We start from the raw sequence: 21,145 nt of genomic DNA on the forward strand, positions 1-21,145 counted from the left end.
GGCGTCCTCCGCCTGTGCCGTCCGCCCGTCAGCCGACGTCGAGACGCAGCAGGTCCTCCTCCGTCTCCCGCCGGACGATCACCCGGGCCGCACCGTCCCGCACCGCGACGACGGGCGGCCGGAGCACGTGGTTGTAGTTGCTCGCCATGGAACGGCAGTAGGCGCCGGTGGCCGGTACGGCGATGAGGTCACCGGGTGCCAGGTCGCCCGGCAGGAACGCGTCCTTCACCACGATGTCCCCGCTCTCGCAGTGCTTGCCGACGACGCGCGCGAGCATCGGCTCGGCATCGCTGGTCCGCGACACGAGGGCGACGCTGTACTCGGCGTCGTACAGCGCGGTGCGGATGTTGTCGGACATGCCGCCGTCGACGGAGACGTAGGTCCGGAGGTTGTCGAGCGGCTTGATGGTGCCGACCTCGTAGAGCGTGAAGGCGGTGGGCCCGACGATGGCCCGCCCCGGCTCCACGGAGATCCGCGGCGTCCGCAGCCTGGCGGCCTCGCACTCCCGGGTCACGATCTCGGTGAGCGCCTTGGCGATCTCGTGGGGTTCGCGCGGGTCGTCGTCACTCGTGTACGCGATCCCGAGCCCGCCCCCGAGGTCGATCTCGGGCAGCTCGACCCCGTGCTCGTCCCGGATGTCCTTGAGCAGCCCGACGACGCGATGCGCGGCGACCTCGAAGCCCGACATGTCGAAGATCTGCGATCCGATGTGCGAGTGGATCCCGATGAGCTCGAGCCCGTCGAGCTGCAGCGCCCGCCGCACGGCCTCCGCGGCCTGCCCGCCGGCCAGCGGAATCCCGAACTTCTGGTCCTCGTGGGCGGTGGCGATGAACTCGTGCGTGTGCGCCTCGACACCCACGGTGATACGAATCTGCACCCGCTGCCGGGTGCCGAGTTCCTGCGCGATGTGCGCGACCCGCACGATCTCCTGGAAGGAGTCGAGGACGATCCGCCCGACACCGGCCTCGACGGCCCTGCGGATCTCGCCCTCGGACTTGTTGTTGCCGTGGAAGGCGATCCGGTCGGCGGGCATACCCGCGGACAGCGCGGTGGCCAGCTCCCCGCCGGAGCACACGTCCAGGTTGAGCCCTTCCTCGTGCAGCCAGCGCACGACGGCCCGCGACAGGAACGCCTTCCCGGCGTAGAACACGTCGGCGTCCGGCCCGAAGGCGGTGCGCCAGGCGCGCGCCCGGGCCCGGAAGTCGTCCTCGTCGAGGACGTAGGCGGGAGTACCGAACTCCTCGGCGAGGGTCTTCACGTCGACACCGCCGACGCTGACGACCCCGTCGGCGTCCCGGGTGACGGTCTGGGCCCAGACCTTGGCGTCGAGGGCATTGAGATCGGTGGGCGGGCCGGCGTAGTGGCCCTCCGGCAGGACATCGGCGTGCCGGGGCCCGGCGGGGTGTGCGGAACGGCTCATTGCTCTTCTGGCGCTCTCTCAGAGGTGATCGGGTGCGTCGATGCCGAGCAGGGACAGGCCGCCGGCCAGCACCGTCCCGGCGGCTACGGCGAGGGCGAGCCGGGCACGGTGGGCGGCCGAGGGTTTCTCCTCGCCACGGGGCAACACGGTCGACAGGAACGGCAGGGCGGCATCGGCGACGGTGACCAGGTGCCGGGCGAGCCGGTCGGGCGCGCGGTGGGTGGCCGCGCCGGTGAGGATGCGGGGGTAGTCGGCGAGGGCTGTGACGAGGCCACTCGGGGCGTCCGGCACATCACCCGGTACGGCACCGAACCCGAGCCGCCCGGCTCCCCGCCCGACGGCCCGCACCCGGGCGTGCGCGTACCGCACCCGGAACAGCGGGTTGCTCTCCCGCTGCACCAGATGATCGGCGGTGATCCGGGGCCGGTCATGGGCGGCCGGATACAGCAGGGCCCACTGGGCGGCGTCGGGCCCGAGCGGCGCCGGGTCCTCCGGCGCCGGAACGGGCCGCAGAGTCACCGGCTCCCCGTGACCGACCTCACCGCGCCCGCCCTGGGTCGCGACGATCCTGACCACCGCGTCGGCGACGACCTCGGCCCGGACGTCGTACGGCACCCGCAGCGCGACGACCTGCCCGGCGAGGGCGTCGCCGTGGCCGTAGGCGGCCCCGAGGCCGGAGATCTCCCCGACCAGGGTGGCGGTCGGTGACGAGGCGGAGCTGAGGGAGATGTTGAGGAACCCGGGCCCGGTGACGACGACGTCCTCGACGCCGGCGCACTCCGCGATGAGCGGCACCAGGATCTCGGCGACCCTCGCCGGCGGCTGCCCGGCGGGCCCGGCGAGCTGCAGCGCGACGTTGGTGGCGTAGTCCCCGCACCCACCGGGCCCGGGCGGCGTCACGACGACCCGCTCCGGCACGGTCACGCTGAGCTCCCCCGCGTCCACGGCACGGCGCACCGCGCGCAGCACGGTACGGGAGAGCTCGACGGGGGTCACGGGACAAGCGTAGGGGAGGAGGGGGGTGGGTATGCGAGCCGGTTTGGACAGAGTTCCGGTATGTGGACGGTGCAGCGAGGGCAGTGGGGGCGGCCGGGGCAGCGGAGACGACAGCGGAGATGACAGCGGAGATCAGGGATACGCGGGGTTGCCCCCGGCCCGCTCCCCCGAGAAGTGCACCTCTTCGCTGACGCCTCCGCCGTCCCCCTCGTCCCCGCCTCGCCGCCGCCCGATCAACTCCCGTACCAGCCGGACGAGTTCAGCGGGTTCGAAGGGCTTGGCGAGAAACGCGTCGACGCCGACGTCAAGACCGGTCTCGACCTCGTACTGCGTACAGGCACTGACGATGGCGAGCGGAAGATCGTGAGTCCGGGGATCGGCACGGAGCTGGGCGGCGGTCCGCAGCCCGTCGAGCCGAGGCATCACCACGTCGAGAGTGATCACGTCGGGACGCACCCGATGAACGACATCCAGACACTCGGCACCGTCGGCCGCGGTCACGACCTCGATACCCTCCAGTTCGAGATTGACCCTGATCAGCTGCCGGATGACCTTGTTGTCGTCCACAACAAGCACCCGACCCGACGCCCCTGGCACAACTCGAGAGTAGGTCCGGACCGGCCACCGCGTCCGCGTTTTCCCGACTTCCGCCCCCTGCGAGCGACCACCCCGGGAAACCCGTTCCTGATCACCCCGACCGAGCTGGTAGTGTTCTACCCGTCGCCGCGAGCAACAGCTCAACGCCAGACGCCCCCGTAGCTCAGGGGATAGAGCAACGGCCTCCGGAGCCGTGTGCGCAGGTTCGAATCCTGCCGGGGGCACTTCGCATGAAGTGCCTAAAGACCCCGTGACCAGCTAGTTGGCTGAGCGCGGGGTCTTGTTGTTTGTGCAGCCGGACGCCGCCGAAAGCAGCCGCTTGCCAGTGATCACGTAATGATGACGTAATGATCTTGGCGAGTCTTTCCGCAGGTGAGTGGCCATTCTCCGACCTACCGACGATGGCCCTGTGGACTACACGTGGACGGTCACATGGGAGCCCCGAACCTTCCCGGTCCGGGGCTCCCCTATATTCGGTCCCGTCGTCGCGTCAGTAGACACGGCAAATGTATGCCCGCCAGCTATGCGGCGGCGGGCGACTCCTCGTCATCCTCCGGGTCCGCCACCGGGAGGGGCGGCCCGTCGGGCTTGGTCACCACCTCCGGCTTTCCCCTGAGACGCTTCCACGCGTCGCCCGCACGGCGGGCCGAGTCGAAGACGTCGGGGAGCTGATCCAAGATGCCCTTCAGGGCATACAGCAGCGCAGAGGCCACGCCAGCGATGGCGAGAATGATGATGATGAAGGCGGCGCCGTCCACCGATCCTTACCTTCCCTGTCATGGGCCGGATCGGGTGCGTAGGCAGCCTCGATCCGAACCCTTCGGTTCGGACCGAGACACGAGCGCGGACGCACTGCACGCGAATGTTCTCGGGAGGGCTGAAGGTCAGCCCGGGTTCCTTGGAGCTACTTCGCCGTCCTCTGCGGCGCTCGATACGAACGAGTCTTGTTTGCCCGCTTTGTGCGTCAGCCCATGATGGCGGTCAGGACTCAAAAGCTCCCAACAAGACCCTGGTGGCCTGCAACTCAACCTGGTTGAGCCTGAGGCAGGCCTGAAGGGGCACCTTCACCCTCCTGCGCCGATGTTAGCGCAAGCGTGTACGGTCGGGGCGACAGCAAGTATGCGGATGCACCGGGTAGTTGAGCCGGATGGCGCAGGTACACCAGGCTGTCCAGGGAACTGTCGCAGTGGCCGTCTGTACATGGCCTTGCACGAGGGCCCCGAACCTTACGGTCCGGGGCTCCCTATATCGGTCACGATCGTGCCGTCAGTCTGAGCCTTCGTCCTCCTCCCCCAGGCCCTGCATGATCCGGTCGTTCATCTCCTGCTCCTGGCCGTCGATGCACTTGGCGTAGATCTTCAGAAGGACGTCCACCGAGTGACCGGCGCGAGCCGCCACCTCCGGCGCGGGAACGCCCGAGTTGAGCCACTGGGAGACGCCCGCGTGCCGGAGGTCGTACGGGCGAGCCGCCAGGACAGAGGCGACCTGTTCGGGTGGGAACGCAAGGACACGGGCTTGCTTCCAGGCGCGCGAGTACGACGAAGCGGCGATCACATTGCCCCGCTCGCTGGAGAACAGTCGACCGTCGTCCGCGGTACCGAATTCCTTGATGTGGTCCTGAAGCATCCGCACGAGCGGTGGCGGTATCGGCACGATGCGAACCTCGCCGTCCGCCCGCTGCTTCAGGCCGCGCCGGTCGTGCGCCTCGCCGGAGTCGGTCCACGCCTTACCGGCGGTGGGCCGGGTCTCGGCCAGGTCGATTCGGCCCCAGCCCTTTTCCGGCAGCGTGCAGTCCGAGAGTCGCAGACCGAGCGCCTCGCCGGGGCGCATGGCCGCGTAGTACAGGCAGCCAAAGAACGCCCGTAACCGCCGGCCGCTCGCCCGGTCGTAGCCACCGACGTACGTGACGGCCGCCAGCAGCTCCCGCGCCTGCCGAGGGTTGACCACCACCCGACGGTCAACCTCCTGCACCGCTCGCTTCCCCCTCTTACGCCGCACTCGGCTCAGCGGGTTCGAGGGCAGCGCCTCCAGCTCAACCCCGTATTCGAGGACGTTGAAGACCACCGCACGCCGCCGACGGTACGTCTGCGTCGCCGCAGGCTTGCCGTCGAGCTTCCGCGTAAGTGCGTCGATCAGGTCGTGGACGCGGGTGATCTCCTGGAGCTCAGCCACCGGCAGCGACGCTTTCTCGATCCATTTCGCTGCTGCCGCGATCTCCTCGGGTCGTTCGCGCTCCCTCCGAGGCGGGGGCAGGACGTACGAGCGCAGCGCCCGCCGCAGATCGGCCGGGTCAGGACGCCCACGGACCGACTTGACCAGCGCGGGCATGACCGTTGCCAGGGCATCGGTCATGCTGTCTCGCTGCTTCGCCGAGGCCTCGGACCACCGAGCATTGATGTACTTCACCGCCAGTTCGAGCAGGGACAGAGCAGCCTTACCCCCGCGCAGGGAGTCGGGCAGACCGGTCACCGTGTCGAAGGGCTCGCCCTTGTCCGCCGCCCGAAGCAGCTTCGCCCGGAAGCGATCGGCGAGCGCCTTGGTCTTGTGCGACTCGTGGAACGGCTCGCCGTTCACGGACCAGCGAACGAGGTACGTCGGTTTCTTCGCGGAGCGGTTGATACTGAGCTTCCAGATGACGACCTTGTACGACTTCACGATGCCGCCCCCTCCGCCCGCTCCTCCAACCAGTCGTTGAGCACGTCCCGCCGAACCCGGAGCTCCCCGTTCGGCAGCCGGATGCAGGCAGGGGCGATGCGCAGTTCCCGCCAGCGGTAGAAGGTGCGCCGGGAGATGCCGCCCAGTTCGTCGAGCACCTGCCGAACGGTGAGCAGTTCGCCCGTCTTCGCACGGCTGTCACGCACCACGACGACCACCGCCCTCCCGCACCGAAGCGGCCAGGAGCTCCCCCGCCGGCGAGTAGCCGCGCCCCGCATAACGCCACTGGCCAACTGTGACGGTCGGGACGTCAGCCAGACCGAGGGACGCCCGCTGCTGCTCCGCACGGTGATCGGCACGGGCCTGCCGGAGAGCGGTCAGCGTGGTCGAGTAGCGCCGCGACTTGCTGGAGAAGTGGCCGCCGTAACCGAGCATGTGGGCCCAGCGACGAAGCCCGAGCGGCTCGAACTCCGGCAGGCCACCCAGCCACCAGCACGTGCCGATCATGCGCAGCACGTGCGTCCGGACGGGCAGCATGACCATGTCCCGCGCGTCGTAGATCCGGCCGTCCACCGCTCCGGCGGACTCCGCTCCCTTTGTCGCGTACTTCGCGATGTAGCCCGCGACGGTCGCCGCGGAGGTGGGCCGCTCCCCCGTGTCCCGTCGGTACGAGGTGACCGGTCGTACGTCGACCTGCCTGCCGAAGCGCAGCTCCCGCCAGCCGACGACGTCCGCGCCCGGGGCCGTAAGCCGCACCCGACCAGCCACCACCGGAACAGCCTCCGCCAGCAGTGCGGTAGTCGCCCAGTCCGGCGGAGGTGAGTCGGGTCCGTCCGGTCCGTCGAGGCGGATCACGCCATGGAAGTGGACCAGGCCCCGACGCTGGTACTCGGCGACCTTCGCGTACGAGAGTCGGGCGACTTCCCCGAACTCCGTACGCGACAGACCAGCCCGCCGAGCAACCTCCCGCCGCAGCTCCAGCCCGAACCGATGCCAGAGCCGACCGGCGAACGCATGCCACAGAACGGCGCCCGCGTAGTCGTAGCAGCGCGGGCAGAGCGGTTCACCGAGGCGAGGATCGTCGTCCGCGTGGCGCGTACGGCATCCGACCGGCCGCCCATGCGGGCAGCACTCCCCCGGCCGACGGGGACGACAGGCCCGTACGAGCCCGTCGTGTTCCCGCCGAGTGTGCACCGGGCCGAAGCCGGGAGCGGTGAGCGTGGCGAACACGCGCGGGTGCCCGCTCACCGCCTCCGTGACGTTCTTGCCGCCGACGAGTCCGGCCCGCACGAGTTGGTACGTGTCCGCCCGGTACAACGCCGAGCAGGCCGGGCAGACCGTCGCTCGCCGGTTGCCGCATGCGGTGAGCAGGCGACCGCCGTAGACGTCCGACCCGTACGAGAACAGAGCCGCGCCCGTGGTCGTGTCGAAGACGGTCGCCGTGCCGACGAGGTGAATCGGGTTGGTACAGCCGCCGAGGCGGACGATGTTCCGGCGCCAGGCGGCGAACTCGGGTTCCGAGGCCCTGGCGACCAGAGCGGCAGCGCTGCCCGGCACGAGCGTCGTGGTCATCGTCGACCACCGCCCCCACCGAACGCGTGCCACATCACGGCAGAGATTGCCTCCGGCCGAGTCTTGGCGCTGAACCGGAACGTCGGATCCGTGAGCCAGACCGCGGCAGCGTGCGCCGGGCACAGATGCTGCTCGGTGTCGTCGAGCCCGACGAGGACGACACGTTCGGATCCCCCGCAGGCCGAGACCTCGGGATCGTCTCCCTTCAGGTCGCAGTCGGGCAGCGGAGATTTGCGCGAATGATGCGCAGTGGACAAAGTGTGAGTGCTCCTTTCACTGCTCACGTGGCGGATGGAGTGGGTTCCTGACGGGGTCGGGTTTGGCGACTTCGCGCCCCGTCGGGAGCCCGTTGTACGGGCGATCACTGCCGTTCCTTAGGCGGGATCGCAATGACGCTGTACGCGATCGGACCGAAGTCACGGCGTGCGTCGTAGTAGCCCTCGCCGATGTCCTCGACGGGCACGCCGAGGGACGCGGCGACATGCTCCGCGCCCTCCCTGCGCGCCGCGGTGTCGGCCGCGTCGACGAAGACGCCGAAGGACGCGTTGCGCGGGGCGAGGACGGCGGGGTTGGCGGTCAGGAAGTTCGCCAGCTCTCGAAGACCGGCAATGAACGCGGCCCGGTCACCGGAGCGGATGACGTACTCGGACACAGGAAGTCCCTTTCTCTTCCCAACAGGTGTTTTCAGAAGCGGAGTTGGCCGAGGAAGCCGTTCACGCCGTCGAGAAACGCCTGAGCGAACGGCGCGGCCACGGTCTTGGAGAGCAGGAAGCCGAAGGCTCCGCAGAGCAGCGCGTCGGCCCACCGGAGGTACCGGATGCGCAGCAGGAACCAGATCAGCAGGCCCAGCAGGAGAACGGCGGACATGGACACCAGCACGGCAGGCCCCTTTCACGGCGCTTCGACGTGCAGCTCGGACAGGACGGGAGTCAGGTGCGCGTACTCAGCGGCGACGGCTTCCGCCTCCGCCTCCGTGATCAGGTGCGAACGGGCGCGTTCCCAGCCGTCGCCGGAAGCCAGGACGGCAGTACCGGCCTGTTCAGGCGTGATGGCCTGCGCCGCCTTCAGGGCATCGGGGTTGAGGTCGCCGAGCGCCATTTCGGCTGTTCCGGGGTCGGCCACGCGGTGACAGACCCGGCCGCCGAGCTGTGCCCGCAGGGCGGTGACTCCGGGGCCCAGGTCGGAGCCGACGCGTTGGCCGGCGACGACGAGGAACACCCCGAGTGCCGCGCCGAGCTGGGCGAGCCGGATGAGCGCCGTACCGGCCGCCTGTGCTTCGCCCTTCTCACTGCGGCTCGCGACGAGGAACAGTTCCGCGAGCTCGTCGACGATCACGACGATGGGGACGGGACGCTCCTTGTCCGGCAGACCCCAGACGTTTCGCACCCGTGCCGCCCGGCACACGCTCATGCGGTCGAGGGTCAGATCAACCAGCGCGGCCAACAGCCTGACCGCTTGCTCACGGTTGGTCGCGAGGGCGGACAACCGCGGCCCGTAGAGGGACAGCTCCATGCCGCCCTTACAGTCGATCCCGACCAAGGCGACATCTTGCGGGGCGAGGCCCGCCACGAGCGCGTTGATCAGTGTCGACTTGCCGGAACGGGTGGCCCCCACGATCAGCCAGTGCGGCACGCGCCGCAGGTCGACCACCCACGCGGTCCCAGTCTCCAGCACACCCACGGCCACCCGGAGCAGATGGCCGGGGCCCCGCTGCTTCGGCACCCGCGGAGCAGCCAGCGGATCGGACGCCGACGCGACGATCCGTACGACCCCCGGCTTCCAGGAGGTCACCCGCACCGCGTGAACCTCCCAGTCCTCCGCCATGGCAGGCCCCGCCTTGACGAAGGCCTCGGGCACCTGCCCCGGTAACAGCCGGACCAGCAACACAAAGCCGCCAGAAGTCGGCCGTATGAGACCCCGACGCGGCACACGTGGCTGCGGCGGAGGCGCACCGTTGCCGACGAGCCCGGAGACGACCGTAAGCGCCGGTCGTCGGCTCACGGCGAGCCCGCATCCGGCCATCAGGGGCCGCCAGGTCCGCATGACCCGGAAGGCGGCGACCGGAAAGCCGAGTAACAGCCACCAGGCGGCGGGATGACGGCGGCGCAGGGCCGGGCCCGCCAAGAGCAGGCCCGACACCAGCACTGCGGCCACCAACAGCACCCAACCCGACCCGGTCGCACCGGCCGATGTGGTGGTGGAGGCCAGTTTCATCACTGCCCGGCCCCCTTGCTCGCCTGGGCGGGAGCGCTCAGGGGCCGGATCTCCGCCGCACGGAACGCGATCCCGTGCCGCCCCTCGTTCTCCCATGGCGTGGCGACCAGGTCCCGCACGGCCACCGGCATGCCGAGCTGCACACCGGCCGGCTCACCGGCCACGCTCACGTTCACGACATCGGCCGACGCCCCGGCCATCAGGCACAGGCCGACCTGGTACATGGTCTTGCCGGTCTCGCGGTCGACCCGCAACTGTCCGGTCTCTCGGTTGGCGACCCGCGGAGCCGGGGGCACGGCGCAGATGATCCCCGTGAACTTCGCGGTGTCGATCGGAAGGCTTGCCACTGTTCGTCTCTCCTCATCTCTGGCACCCGCAGGCCAATCCTGCGGGTTGCTAGACCACCCGTAGTACGGGTGACGCAGACCAGATTGCCGACCCGTAGTACGGGTTGTCAACCGACCTAGCGATACGAGAAACTGCCCACGATCGTGGGCACGCCGTCCACAGCAACGAACAGCCGCAGAAGTCACGGCCACGGAGGGCCCGCATGCCGCCGAAGAACACGCAGCCGAAGTACCGGCAAATCGCCGACTACCTGCGCGATGGCATCCTGGACGGCACCTTCCCGGCCGGCCAACCGCTCCCGTCCGAGGAAGCGTTGGCGAAACAGTTCGGCGTGACGCGCCCCACAGTCCGTCAGGGTCTAGCCGAGCTACGGGCATCCGGTCTCGTCGAGGCCATCATGGGCCGCGGCACCTTCGCCCGCTCCCCCCACAGCCGCCCCGGCCTCACCCGCCCGCGCGGCGTGCGCCGAGCCTCTGACGGCCGCTACATCGAGGCCGACGGCATCCGCTGGACCGACGCCGAGCCGCCGGTAGCCACCCGGACCGACGCCCCGTTGGCCCTGGCAGACCTGCTCCGCATCCCGCCGGGCGAGCCGATGTTCACGTACGACGCCCTACAGACGGCAGACAACGGCCACCTCCGCCAACTCCACCGGACATACGTGCCGTTCTCGATCCTCGTAGACACCAAGTACGAGGAGGAGGCCCCACCGCCGGCACCGGAGCTCTACGCTGCACTGGCCGATCTGGGCCACGAACTCCACTTCACGGAGTACGTCCGCACCCGCATGCCTCTGCCAGACCAGGCTCAGGCCCTCCGGCTCGCGGACGGGGTGCCGCTTCTCCATGTGCTGCGCGTGACGCTCACGGTGGCAGACAAGCCCTTGGCCCTGGAGGAGTTCCACCTACCGGGCGACGAGTTGGAGCTGTCATTCAGGCTGTAGTCGGACTGCTGGTGGCTCAGACTTTCTTCACGTGATCAAGAGCCCGCGCACGGCGCGGGCGCGCGCCGCCTCTGCGGCGCGGCCTGCCTCCTGTCTGCGCCCCGGCTGGCCGCGCCCGGCGGCGCGCTGCGTGCATGCGGGCGGAGGTAGGAAAACCCTCTGTGGCTGAGGCCGGTCGGCTCCACGGCTTTAGGCAGCCACTTTGGCGCGAGCCTCGAAGATCATGGCCCCAACGTCGTGCTTTACCGGGCAGGTCCACAGACTGCCCGACGCGCCGGAAGCTTACGGGGCCATGATCACTCGCGCCAAAGCAGCTCCAGCCCAAAGCCGTTCCACCGACCTCGCGGAGCCCGCCGCCACGCCGCCGACCCGATCCGACTTATGACTACGCGCTTCCCTCAGTTCGACGCTAAATTACCCTGGACTCCACAGGGGGCCGTCGCACAGGAGCTATCCACCAGTCCAGGGCCAGGGGGGCTAATGAACTTCGGACTCGACGCCAAGAAGGCTGCCGATATTTGTCAGACGGAAATGTATGGAGATTGGTATCGCGATCCTTGGGGGTGGCCTGAACTAACCTGGGTAGCGAATAATCCCACAGAATTTCCGTGGCAAGAGATTGTACACCGTGATGGCAATATCACACTGCGCCGGGAGCCGAGGTTCGAACCCACCGTCGTCCCAAAAAGTCGACTAGGCGTTCGTCCGGCCGTCGTGATGTCGCTAGACGTGCGGATCGTATACGCCGCAGCAATAGCCCAGGTGACTTCAAAACTTCACGCCACTCTGCCTGACTGGGTTTACGGCTGGCGGCTGCGCACCGAAAAGAAGCTATCCAATAATGGTGACGAATGGAAAAGCTACTCCTCCTTCTTTCATAATGCAGACTTGATGGAGGGCCATGCCCTCCAAACGGACATTACGTCATTCTTTGCATCGATAGACGTCAATAAAGCGGTCGACATCGTCTACTCGGAGGCGGGCGATTCTGCCGGAGCACGCCTAATCGAAAAGATCATCCGATCTCACGACGAACTCGCCTCCAGGAATGGACTTCCTCAGCGGAGCTGGCCCTCCGCCATCTTGGCAAACCGATACATGGCCCCACTTGATAATCTCATCTCACAGAGATTGTCCACCGGGCAGTTGACTGGTGCAGTTCGCTGGATGGACGACATTTACGTTACCGGGAATGAATCGACCCTTTACAAATTCTTTCTTGACTTCCAGTCTCGCGTAAGAGAGTTGGGACTTGAAGCCAACGCCTCAAAGAGCCGCTTGGGTCGACTAAAAGAGATCCGTCATGACGTACTTCTCGAAGGACTTCAAGAAGTACCGATTCCAGTGAAAAAGAGGATTGAGATACTGGAGAACGGATCAGATGTCGTTGAGGCTGCCGTGGAGGAGATGGATATCGAATGGCTTAGGAGGCTAGAGAATGCAGCCCTAGACAGGCCATTTAGCCATTCTCCTGCGACGATCAAGCTGATTCTCAAGACTCTGCGGAAGCACAAGGAGTACGGTAGTTTCAGCCGATGGCTTGAGTTTGCCGAAAAACTTTCGCACGTTGCAGACTCGCTAGGCAGATACTTCCGTGACGCCATTAGGGAAGATCCGCACAGGCTGATGCCCTACTGCGACTGGTACAGCGACTACCGAGCGACTGAATGGGCTGCCATCCACTGGTCGTCAGCTCAATTCGCGTTGGCCATTCCTAGCACAAAGCGGCTCCCCGTATACAAAGACATCATGTCGGAATGGCTTGAGAAGGGTTCCGATATCCATCAAATTTCAGTAGCAGCCCAACGTCTAGCCCGAATTGATCCTATAGCAACCAAGGACATCATTCGGCGACGCCTCGACGATGAAGCCAGACCCACTTTCCAACGGGTCTATGCTTTGGCTCTACTGAATGCTCGAGACGAACGGTCACTGATATCGCGTACCATCAAGCAGGACCCTAGCAACGTAGTCACACGTGCATGGTTGGAGGCTGGCAACTTTACGTCTCCCAAGGTTGCTGCGGATTATGACTGGGTCGCCTCAGAGACCAATGAGTGATCTCCTACTCAATCTCACTGAGTAGCGCGAGCACACCGTCACGTCAGGAATAGCCGCCAACCTCCTCGTTCCGCGGTGGCTGGTAACCGCCGCTGTTGATGTCCATCCCTGACCTCAACAGCGGCACCCCCTGCCCAGCGCCCTGGCTGCGGCCGGCAGCGGGCATCTGGGCCGTCCGGGGCCGACCGACAACGACAGAAGCCCACGGCATCCGACCAGTTCAGATCCCTGGGGCTTCGTCGGCGCCGCTGGACATCGAGACCGTTGGTCAATAGACAGCGCACGTGCCCCGGACCAACCGATGTCCAACCCAGGCCGCTGCGTCAGTGGGCGAAGCAACTGAAGTGCCGTCAGCTAACGTTACTGACCAGGCGTGTTGAAGTTGATTCCGGAGAAATCGCGGCCCTGGAGAATAGGGCCCTTTTGGGTGCCGCCACTAATGATGTTCCGGGTTTCACCGTCGCCCGTTCGTAGATTCTGCGCTTGCTGGTGCCACTGCTGCAAACTTGCCCGAAATTCCCCATCGTTCTCAGCGCGCCGCTGGAGCGCTTCACTCAGAGCCTGCGCTCGATCCAGCTCATTCGGTGACTCTTCCAGAGCAGCTAGCTCAAGCTCTCCCGCCAGGGTGTCGGTTGCACGTGACTCCCCAGCCGGTGTTCTCCGAATTACCCGTGAAAGCCCTTCCCAAAGCTGTTTTCCGGCCTCTCCGGCCGCTCCGTTGGCCATGGCTACCAGCAGGCTTGCGGAGACAGGATCCATTTTTCCCTCCTTGCATGATTCAGGAAACCCCGTCGCGAAAGGAAATTCCCGATCAATCGGTGTAGTCACGCGGATCGGGGTGATGATGGAATGGTGAACCATTCTCGTCGATCACCAGAACGCCACTTTGTCCGGCACTTGACCATTCCAGTTCTAGATGCCACTCCACCTCGTATCGGGACATAGCGGAAATGACAAACATCTCCGGGTCGCTCGAAGTGACAGTAAAAGGAAAGTCCGGAGATGGTTCAGGTCTGGCATTAGGGCGCGGCCTCAATGTGGGCGACTCGTCATCCAGATTAGTAAAGAACTGTCGAGGAATCAAAATAGCGCCATACCGCATATCTCTAATGCATGGCCGTGGAGGTTTTTTCGAAAGAACTACAGGATGCATGTTATGAAGAATTACAGCCTGCGCTGTTAGAGCCTCAACGTATACTTCTGCACCCAACGGCTTACCGATTACCTCGCGTTCACCGTCGCCGAGCTCAAAGATCAGGTCTATGGTGCGGCTGCGACGGGTCTTCCCCGTTATGTGTAGCGGCATTTCAGGCCGCATCTGTGCGGAAGTCTGGAAGGTGACGTCGCCGTGGATGTCGCGAGCTTGGACAACAGGGCCACCGACCTCGCCAGAGACATGGTTCTCGTGAGTCCCATGCGGTCCTGATGGAAGCTCAGGGGCCATGCTGTAACTCCCTCCTCAACACACTGTTATGGCCAGAATTGCAGAAGACAGAGTCGGTAGGGGACATGTCCGGGAAGATCCACACTGAGGAAGCACCCTCCACAGTCAGCGGGCGGACACCGTCCATCTTGCTCGCAGGCCTCACCCGGGTGATCAGTTGTGGCTGTTCCGAGGAAAGGCACCTGTGGCCGCGCCGTGGCCGGATCGCTCCCTTGCGTGCGCTTTGTGTGCGTGTCACACAGTTGAGAGGCGGGGTGACCTGGCGGAGGGGGCGCTGCATGTCCGTATCGCGTGACGAGCCGGTAGAGCCGTCGGCCTGGTCGATCGAGAGATTCGGGCGGCATGCCGGCGCACTGACGGTAGCTGTGCCGATGCAACTGGCCAACGCGCACGCGAAGGCCCATGCCGCACATCTTGCGGTGGGGTTGAAGAAGCGGAGTCCCTACGGCGTCGCCCTCGCAGGACTGGTGCGCGAGTACCTGGCGCAGACGGCGCGGCAGCTGGGGGAGTCCGTGCGAGACGTGCGGGGGTTCGAGTATGCGGTGATCAACGATCACGCGCTTTTCCCCTTCAGGTACGCGGACAAGGCGAGGCCGCTTGACCGTGCCCGGTTGCCTTCGAACGCGTCGCCCACCCGGCGTCGACTGTTCCGGGCACACGGGCCCCAGTCGCCAGAGGGGCTCTTCGACCTCGATGACGGCCTGGCGACGGAGGAGTACCTGGGGCTGCACGAAGCGTTCGAGGAGCTGGGAGCTTCTACCAAGCTGGTCTGTGTCTTCTTCACGGCCGATGCGGAGAACGGCATCCATGCCATTCACTGGGGAGAAGCCCACCTCGAACCGGACCGCACTTTCCGGTGGCTGTACAAGGAACAGCTTCCCGCCGCTCCCGTGCCGCTTGAGTGACCTGCGGGGTCCGCCGCTCTCGGCAGAGACTCTGGCTGACATCTCCAGCTGACATCAACGGCGCCGGACCAGGGCGGACAACGACGGCCTCAGCTGGAATGCCGGGCGGCCGCGAGCGCCCCTTCTGGGATGTCGCGTGATCCAGTGAGCGAACTCCTAAAGCGGCGGCTTCCTGACAAGCGGCAACGGCCAGCCGGCACAGGCAACTAGTGTGCTGCCGTCCTCGGTGAGGAAGAGCAGGGTGGTCCATGTCCGATCGGCAGAATCGATCAGCCCTGTGCGCACAGGCCTGCCATGTTCGCGGACGAGCTGCACTGCTCGTTCCAGTCCAAGAGGTTCGAGTCCGTGCATCCGCATGCGCTGAAGTCGGTGCTTGAAGACTCCGGCATGCTGGCCTGCGGGTTGTGCCCGGTCTGCCACCCAGTAGGTGGCCCCGCTGCGGAGGGTGGCCAGACCCCTCACGGACGCCTCATCGTCACCGGCCAACAGCGATTCCAGCACATGCCGTTCCATGGACACCCCCGCCGGGATCCTGCGGTACAGCAGCCAGGTACCGCAACCCCAGCAATCGCCCGCGTCCGGTAGCTCCGTCCGGGGCCGCGTAGCGGCTGGTATGACCGCCGCTGACCGATCCGGCTAGAGCTACGGATCAGAAGGTTGTGAGGGGGGTGGGTGCGGAGCCATTCGGCATCCCGGGACCCAGTGGTCTGGGGGACCCCTATCCGGCCACCCCCCTTGGCCGCCGTGTTCTTCACCGAGAACATCGAACCGGCTCATCTCTGCCACGGAAGCTAACACCCCCCACTGACAACGCCCTTGTCACCGTGGCCGGCACCCCGGCAGACGTGCCAGAACCGTGCCAGGTCATGCGGGGAGCCACGGGGAACACCGGGGAACGCAAGCTGGGGGCGTTAGGCACCTACACCGTTGCGCCGCAGGTCAGCCCAGCAACCGCCGCCAAGAAACCTAAGCTTCCCAAGCTGATGTCCCATACAGGTCAGCTACGAGCGTCCCAGCCAGTCGCCGAGCGTTCTGGTCTGCCGCTCCGTCCGGGCTGCGGCGCTGGGGCGCCGGTCCCGGCCGAGCGGCAGACCAACAGCGAAAGGGTCATGGCGCGTAGCAAGAAGCCCCGCACGTCATCCGCCGGGGGAAACAGCGACGTACGGGGCGAGCCGGCCGGTCGCAGGAGCACGCTTAGACCGCGACCAGCCGGAGATTCGAAGCCGAATTGGTTAGGCAGCGGACGAGCTTCGGCCGGCAGCCCTCGTCCCCTCCGCCGTCGTATCAGCATGGGTAGCCGTCTCCGCCATTAGGCCCGACACGATCAGTTCGGCCAGCATCAGCGCTGCCTCGGGACGGATGCTTCCCAGGCGTACCAAACCGTCGCCCGAGACGTTCACGTCAGCCGTGAGGCCGGGGAAGTCCGACTCCAAGCCCAGGGTTGTCAGTTGCGCAGCCAAGGTGCCGGCGCTACGACGAGCCTGTGCCCAGCCTCGGACGTAGGGGACGCCGGGCATCAGGTTCTCCGCGCGCTTGGCGACTACGCCCCATCGGTTGGTCATGGTTCAGCCCCTTGCATCACGAGATTCGGTCTCTTCGTCGCTGCTTTCCCCGAGACGCTGCGCGCCCGAACCCAGCGCCAGCCGCAGCAGTTCCGCCAGCCGCTCCGCGGTGGCCGGCGACACGCGCCCGAGTTCGACCAGGCCGTGCCCGAAGGCATTCAACTCGGCCCGCAGATACGGGAAGTCCTTCTCCAGGCCCGCCCGGATCAAAGCGTCCCTCAGAGCGGAGGTGGCGTTGCGCGCGGCGTACCAACCGTCGCTGTCCAGCGGCGACCAGGTGGCAGCGTCGTGCCGGTCGGTGGCGTCATCCCGGCGCATCGATCGGCGCCCCCTCGATCGCGGAGAAGCCGAAGGTGTCCGCGGCCAGGTAGCGCTCGCCGTATCGGTCCACGCGAGCAAGTAACTCGGCGGAGGCAACGAGCATGGTCGCCAGGGCTACAGGACGGAGGGGGTTGGCCATTGGCCGCCGGGCCGGCGCGCGTAGCCACTCGTAACGGTCACCGCGCAGGGGAATGGGGCCAGGGACGACGACCGCGGAGCCGCGGCTCAGGTAGCGGTAAGCGGGTGCAGTGCCCTCTTCCTGCGCGAGGTAGTGGAGGAAGCTCTCCTGGCTCTGCGAGCCCAGGAAGAAGCCGACACGCTGTGCCTTGTGATCGAGAACGGTGGGGCCGAACGGCAGCCCCCGGCGGAGTAGTTGATCGAAGGTCTCCATGCCGACGCGCTGGTCCACCGTCACCACGTCGAAGTAGCGTCCGGTCGGCAGCATGTACGGTGCGCGGGGGTCGTCACTCCAGGTAGCACGGCACCCCACCGGATCGTCAGCCGCCGCGGAGAGCCATTCCATGCCTCTCCTGGTCATCCTCTGCACGTCATCTCACCTCGGTCAGACTCAGTTGCGGCCGCGATGCCGCCCTGTGTCCAGACTCAGGGTCACCACCCTGGCCGGGGCAGATGACGAGAGGTGACGGGGGATGACGCGCAACCCGGACACGCGTCATCCCCCGTCATGTTGCAACCGCTCACGATCTCCGATTACGGGCAGCGCTCAGCGATGAGCAGCGCGTACATTCGGTCGTAGGAGCAAGCAGTCACGCGTCCCAAAAGTCGCACCCGTGAGCCAGTGGAGAGGGAACGGTCACGTCTTCGATGGAGCCGACCAGCGTTCGCTTACGGCAGGCCCGTGTGAGTCGAGGCTGGAGTCAGCCGCGGTTGGTGCGCGAACTCCGCCAGGCCGCAACGCGCCGTGGCCACCAGCTCCCGTCGGATGCAAGCGTGAAGCGGCGTATTGCCACTTGGGAGAACGGGCACAGCGCACCGGACGACTTCTACGGTCCGTTGCTGTGCGAGGCGTACGACCTCAGCGCCGCCGAACTCGGGCTGAACCACGAAGGCGAGCGGGACACGGGGCTCTTGGACGCCAGCTATCCGGCAAGCCCCGAGGGTGCCATCGAAGTCGTCGGTCAGCTGTGGCGAGCAGATCTCAACCGATATGAGCCCCTGCTCCAGGCCGAGCCCTCCGAACCGGCCTGGAGCGAAGCTTCGCTCCGGTGGTTGGTAGCGCCCGAGCCTGCCGTTCCCCGGCAGCGGCAGAGCGGATTGCGCGTCGGTCTCGGGGACGTAGCCGCCATCAAGACCACCGCCGACATGTTCGCCGACTTAGACGACCGATTCGGCGGCGATCACGCGCGGCACTCGGCCATCCAGTACCTCAGTACCGAAGTGACGCCGCTGCTGCGCGGCCAATACACCGAGCAGGTCGGCCGGGCCCTGTTCTCGACCGTCGCGGAGGCAACGCTACTGGCCGGTTGGATGTCCTACGACGCCTGTCGGCACGGCTTGGCACAGAGGTACTTCCTCCAAGCTCTCCGGTTGGCCCAGGACGCCAATGACCGCCGGCTCGCCGGAAGCATCCTGTCCGCCATGAGCCATCAGGCAACGTTCCTCGGCCGATACACGCAGGGCGCGACGCTCGCCCGTGCTGCTCTCATGGGTATCTCTCCCGTGGCCACGCCCACGCTTCGCGCCCAGTTCCACGCCATGGAGGCACGCGCGCTTGCCCGGACCGGGGACGTTCGGGCTTGTGAAGCCGCATTGAGCGCGGCTACGAAAGCACTGGAGAGCCGGAACAGCGACGACGAGCCCGAGTGGATCAGCTATTTCGACGAGGCCGAGCTTGCCGCAGAGGCCGCCCACTGCTTCCGTGACGTCAACAGCGCCCGGCAGGCCGTCGCCCATGCCGAGAACGCCATGAGCGGCAGCCACGTCCGGAGCGACTTCTTCGCAACCATGGTGCTCGCCGACGCCCACCTACGTGCCGGCGACGTCGAGGAGGCTTGCCGCGTGGCCCTCGACGCCCTGGACCTGGGCGAGCAGCTCAAATCGGCGCGATGCGTCAGCTACCTCGCCGAGTTCCGGCAGAACCTCGCAGCGGCCAGCAGCAGCGCTGACGTGCAGACGTTTACCGAGCAGATCAGGGAGCACAGGCTATGGATAGCGACAGCTCCAAACTCGGCAGTCTAATTCTCACCCAGATCAACAAGCCAGGAGAGAGGATCCATTAATGGGTGACCTGCTGACTCCCATCATTACAGCTGCTTCAGCTCTACTGGGCGTCGGCCTGACTGGAGCCATCAATGCCCGCTCAGATAAGCGCAAAGACAAAGCTCTTGAGCGACAGCAAGTGCACCACGAGTCCGTTCAGGAGCGCAATCACATACGCGAGCTTCATGCGGAACATAAGAAATGGCTGCGCGAGCAAAGATTGGCCGCGTATCAGTCGCTACTGACTGCCATGACCCAAGCGCGTGAAGCAAATTGGCAGTATTTCAACGTGCTGCAATCGGGGTCCTCCTCCACGTCTGACGCTCAGGAGAAGAGAACCGCTGCACGACAAGCGCGCAGCGTGGCCAATCAAGCAAGTCACACGGTCCAACTAGAGGGTCCAGAAGCGGTCTCCGCTGTTGCTGTCCGCTGCCTAGAAATCATGGAGATTGAATACGAACGTGTTGCCACTCTCGTAGAGGGTACGCTTACCAACAATCTGAGCCCGCAAAGGGAGACCGAAATACGTGCGGCATTCGCGGTTGGCGATCAGGAGTACAAGGACGTCCTGGACCTGTTCGTTGAGACCGCAAGGGCAGCACTCGGTGAAATCCTAGCCGTCGGCTAGGGGCCAGCAGTATAGATACTCACTAGAACGGGCCCCATTCGTCTCGTCCCTCCCCGGTCCGAAGGGACCGCACCCGACGAGCAAATTCCGCCGCGGCTGAGTCGCTGGTCGTGACCTGGTGGCCGAGCCAGGCGACCATCATCAGTTCACGCAGGTCAGCGAGCGTCTCGTACCCGGGCCAGTTCATCAGGTCGAAGCCGTACCGGTGCACGAACTCCGCGTACTCCGCCTCGGTGTGCCAGCGGTACCGGTCGTAGAACATCGCCGTCTGGATCAGATCCCACTCACGCGACGCGAGGGCGAAGCCGTCCAGGTCGATGAGCACCGCGTGCCCGTCCCGATGGCGAAGTATGTTCCCGATGCTGGCGTCGCCATGGATCATGCCGAAGGGGAGAACGAAGTCCAGCCGGTCGTACTCCTTGGCGAGCCTTGCCGCTCGCTCATCGAGGAACGTCCGGTCCTCATCCGAGATGCCGTCCAGCCCTTCGAGGGACGCCGCCACCTTGGCCAGCGGATCGAAGTACGGCAGGCCGAGGGATTCGGGTTCTTCGAACCAGTGCAGACGGCGGAGCAAGTCCGCCAACTCGGCGACCGTTGCGTACTCCTCGCGCTCCTGGACGCTCTCCCAGAAGGTGACCACTCGGCCAGCAATGACAAGTGGCTGAGCCGTCGAGGCCGGCACGCGCATGGCCGGGAAGTCCTGTGTCTCCAGCCACCGAGCCACGCCCACGGCCCGCTCCATCTCCGCGCGGACCGCTGGATCACGCGCGATGCGGACTATGACGGGTAACGAGGTGAGGCGGTAGACCGCGTTCGAACCGAGGCGCAGCAGTTCGGCGCCGCGGGAGTCGAGCCCGGCCGTCGCACAGGCCTCTTGGAGAACAGGCTCCAGGCCCTCCGCCGTGAACTCCGTGCCGCCGCTGTCCGGTCCCCCGCTGCTGCCCGAGATCATGTCTCGACCATACGGGCCGGACCCAGCGCCCGACAGGCTGCCTACGTAATAGGGGCGTAATGATCTTGCTCGGCCCCCAACCGGCGGCACCCTCCGCCGCAGGTCAGGGCACCAGTGGCCCCCCGGTCCTACCTGGCCTCCGGAGCCGTGTGCGCAGGTTCGAATCCTGCCGGGGGCACCTTGCATGAGGTGCCCAAAGACCCCGTCACCAGCGGAAACGCTGAGGCCGGGGTCTTCTTGCATGTGCAGGCGTATGCGGCGCTGAGCAGCACTATGACGGCCTCTGTGGACTATTTGTGGACAGGAT

The 21,145-nt window shown here is 66.2% G+C and carries 22 protein-coding genes and 2 tRNA genes; 7 read left to right on the plus strand and 17 right to left on the minus strand.

Annotation, left to right across the window (positions count from 1 at the left end; translation table 11 throughout):
• Positions 1-28: 28 nt before the first annotated feature.
• The 3 genes from lysA to ACFY0P_RS43580 all read right to left on the minus strand — a co-directional run bounded on the left by lysA (position 29) and on the right by ACFY0P_RS43580 (position 2,992).
• Complete coding sequence (gene lysA / locus ACFY0P_RS43570) at positions 29-1,420, minus strand: diaminopimelate decarboxylase (protein WP_388926974.1); 1,392 nt, start codon at positions 1,418-1,420, stop codon at positions 29-31.
• Between the two features lie 18 nt (positions 1,421-1,438).
• Positions 1,439-2,416 carry an ArgS-related anticodon-binding protein NrtL gene (gene nrtL / locus ACFY0P_RS43575; RefSeq protein WP_388926977.1) on the minus strand — a complete coding sequence of 326 codons (978 nt, stop codon included), beginning with the start codon at positions 2,414-2,416 and terminating at the stop codon, positions 1,439-1,441.
• A gap of 132 nt (positions 2,417-2,548) precedes the next feature.
• Positions 2,549-2,992 carry a response regulator gene (locus ACFY0P_RS43580; protein WP_388926980.1) on the minus strand — a complete coding sequence of 148 codons (444 nt, stop codon included), beginning with the start codon at positions 2,990-2,992 and terminating at the stop codon, positions 2,549-2,551.
• A 173-nt stretch (positions 2,993-3,165) separates the two neighbouring features.
• Between ACFY0P_RS43580 and ACFY0P_RS43585 the strand changes: the two genes are divergently transcribed.
• Positions 3,166-3,237 (plus strand) — tRNA-Arg (locus ACFY0P_RS43585).
• A gap of 297 nt (positions 3,238-3,534) precedes the next feature.
• Here the strand turns inward: ACFY0P_RS43585 and ACFY0P_RS43590 are convergent.
• The 8 genes from ACFY0P_RS43590 to ACFY0P_RS43625 form a co-directional block, all read right to left on the minus strand.
• On the minus strand, positions 3,535-3,771 hold the full coding sequence (locus ACFY0P_RS43590) for a hypothetical protein (RefSeq protein ID WP_388926983.1): 237 nt from the start codon (positions 3,769-3,771) through the stop codon (positions 3,535-3,537).
• 508 nt (positions 3,772-4,279) lie between these two features.
• Positions 4,280-5,668 (minus strand): tyrosine-type recombinase/integrase, encoded by a 1,389-nt coding sequence (locus ACFY0P_RS43595; protein ID WP_388926986.1) that lies wholly within the window; start codon positions 5,666-5,668, stop codon positions 4,280-4,282.
• Positions 5,665-5,877: a helix-turn-helix transcriptional regulator gene (locus ACFY0P_RS43600; protein ID WP_388926989.1), complete on the minus strand. Its 213-nt coding sequence runs from the start codon at positions 5,875-5,877 to the stop codon at positions 5,665-5,667. Before ACFY0P_RS43600 ends, ACFY0P_RS43595 begins: the two co-directional genes overlap by 4 nt.
• On the minus strand, positions 5,867-7,240 hold the full coding sequence (locus ACFY0P_RS43605) for a replication initiator (protein ID WP_388926991.1): 1,374 nt from the start codon (positions 7,238-7,240) through the stop codon (positions 5,867-5,869). The genes ACFY0P_RS43600 and ACFY0P_RS43605 overlap by 11 nt, the downstream gene beginning before the upstream one ends.
• A 361-nt stretch (positions 7,241-7,601) precedes the next feature.
• Positions 7,602-7,892, minus strand: a complete 291-nt coding sequence (locus ACFY0P_RS43610; protein WP_388926994.1) for a hypothetical protein — start codon at positions 7,890-7,892, stop codon at positions 7,602-7,604.
• Between the two features lie 32 nt (positions 7,893-7,924).
• Positions 7,925-8,119 carry a hypothetical protein gene (locus tag ACFY0P_RS43615; RefSeq protein ID WP_108014878.1) on the minus strand — a complete coding sequence of 65 codons (195 nt, stop codon included), beginning with the start codon at positions 8,117-8,119 and terminating at the stop codon, positions 7,925-7,927.
• 12 nt (positions 8,120-8,131) lie between these two features.
• The gene (locus tag ACFY0P_RS43620; RefSeq protein WP_388926998.1) at positions 8,132-9,454 is read right to left on the minus strand and encodes an FtsK/SpoIIIE domain-containing protein; all 1,323 of its coding nucleotides are present in this window, start codon (positions 9,452-9,454) and stop codon (positions 8,132-8,134) included.
• Positions 9,454-9,801 (minus strand): hypothetical protein, encoded by a 348-nt coding sequence (locus tag ACFY0P_RS43625; protein WP_388927001.1) that lies wholly within the window; start codon positions 9,799-9,801, stop codon positions 9,454-9,456. Before ACFY0P_RS43625 ends, ACFY0P_RS43620 begins: the two co-directional genes overlap by 1 nt.
• A gap of 203 nt (positions 9,802-10,004) precedes the next feature.
• Between ACFY0P_RS43625 and ACFY0P_RS43630 the strand changes: the two genes are divergently transcribed.
• Entirely contained in the window at positions 10,005-10,745 is a 741-nt protein-coding gene (locus tag ACFY0P_RS43630; RefSeq protein WP_388927004.1) for a GntR family transcriptional regulator, read from the plus strand.
• A gap of 480 nt (positions 10,746-11,225) precedes the next feature.
• The gene (locus tag ACFY0P_RS43635; RefSeq protein WP_388927007.1) at positions 11,226-12,806 is read left to right on the plus strand and encodes an RNA-directed DNA polymerase; all 1,581 of its coding nucleotides are present in this window, start codon (positions 11,226-11,228) and stop codon (positions 12,804-12,806) included.
• 360 nt (positions 12,807-13,166) lie between these two features.
• On the opposite strand, the gene ACFY0P_RS43640 is transcribed toward ACFY0P_RS43635, so the two are convergent.
• Both ACFY0P_RS43640 and ACFY0P_RS43645 read right to left on the minus strand, forming a co-directional pair.
• Positions 13,167-13,565, minus strand: coding sequence for a hypothetical protein (locus tag ACFY0P_RS43640; protein ID WP_388927010.1), 399 nt, complete (start codon positions 13,563-13,565; stop codon positions 13,167-13,169).
• Positions 13,566-13,617: 52 nt separating this feature from the next.
• The gene (locus ACFY0P_RS43645; protein ID WP_388927013.1) at positions 13,618-14,250 is read right to left on the minus strand and encodes a hypothetical protein; all 633 of its coding nucleotides are present in this window, start codon (positions 14,248-14,250) and stop codon (positions 13,618-13,620) included.
• Between the two features lie 278 nt (positions 14,251-14,528).
• Here ACFY0P_RS43645 and ACFY0P_RS43650 point away from each other — a divergent pair, with 278 nt between their 5' ends.
• Positions 14,529-15,155 carry a hypothetical protein gene (locus ACFY0P_RS43650; RefSeq protein ID WP_388927016.1) on the plus strand — a complete coding sequence of 209 codons (627 nt, stop codon included), beginning with the start codon at positions 14,529-14,531 and terminating at the stop codon, positions 15,153-15,155.
• A gap of 1,232 nt (positions 15,156-16,387) precedes the next feature.
• Here the strand turns inward: ACFY0P_RS43650 and ACFY0P_RS43655 are convergent.
• From ACFY0P_RS43655 to ACFY0P_RS43665, 3 genes are read right to left on the minus strand one after another with little or no spacing between them, the layout of a single operon-like run.
• Positions 16,388-16,717 carry a hypothetical protein gene (locus tag ACFY0P_RS43655; protein WP_388927019.1) on the minus strand — a complete coding sequence of 110 codons (330 nt, stop codon included), beginning with the start codon at positions 16,715-16,717 and terminating at the stop codon, positions 16,388-16,390.
• 3 nt (positions 16,718-16,720) lie between these two features.
• A complete protein-coding gene (locus tag ACFY0P_RS43660; RefSeq protein WP_388927022.1) occupies positions 16,721-17,035 on the minus strand; it encodes a hypothetical protein in 315 nt (104 codons plus the stop codon).
• Positions 17,022-17,585 carry a bifunctional DNA primase/polymerase gene (locus ACFY0P_RS43665; RefSeq protein ID WP_388927025.1) on the minus strand — a complete coding sequence of 188 codons (564 nt, stop codon included), beginning with the start codon at positions 17,583-17,585 and terminating at the stop codon, positions 17,022-17,024. Before ACFY0P_RS43665 ends, ACFY0P_RS43660 begins: the two co-directional genes overlap by 14 nt.
• A gap of 404 nt (positions 17,586-17,989) precedes the next feature.
• Between ACFY0P_RS43665 and ACFY0P_RS43670 the strand changes: the two genes are divergently transcribed.
• Complete coding sequence (locus ACFY0P_RS43670) at positions 17,990-19,237, plus strand: hypothetical protein (RefSeq protein WP_388927028.1); 1,248 nt, start codon at positions 17,990-17,992, stop codon at positions 19,235-19,237.
• A 40-nt stretch (positions 19,238-19,277) separates the two neighbouring features.
• The gene (locus ACFY0P_RS43675; RefSeq protein ID WP_388927031.1) at positions 19,278-19,886 is read left to right on the plus strand and encodes a hypothetical protein; all 609 of its coding nucleotides are present in this window, start codon (positions 19,278-19,280) and stop codon (positions 19,884-19,886) included.
• 22 nt (positions 19,887-19,908) lie between these two features.
• Here the strand turns inward: ACFY0P_RS43675 and ACFY0P_RS43680 are convergent, their stop codons facing one another.
• Positions 19,909-20,838 carry a phosphotransferase enzyme family protein gene (locus ACFY0P_RS43680; RefSeq protein WP_388927034.1) on the minus strand — a complete coding sequence of 310 codons (930 nt, stop codon included), beginning with the start codon at positions 20,836-20,838 and terminating at the stop codon, positions 19,909-19,911.
• 117 nt (positions 20,839-20,955) lie between these two features.
• On the opposite strand from ACFY0P_RS43680, the gene ACFY0P_RS43685 reads away from it, so the two are divergent.
• Positions 20,956-21,016: transfer RNA gene (locus ACFY0P_RS43685), tRNA-Ser, on the plus strand.
• Positions 21,017-21,145: the final 129 nt, after the last annotated feature.

This window comes from Streptomyces sp. NPDC001714, from assembly GCF_042892755.1.
Taxonomy (GTDB): Bacteria; Actinomycetota; Actinomycetes; order Streptomycetales; family Streptomycetaceae; genus Streptomyces.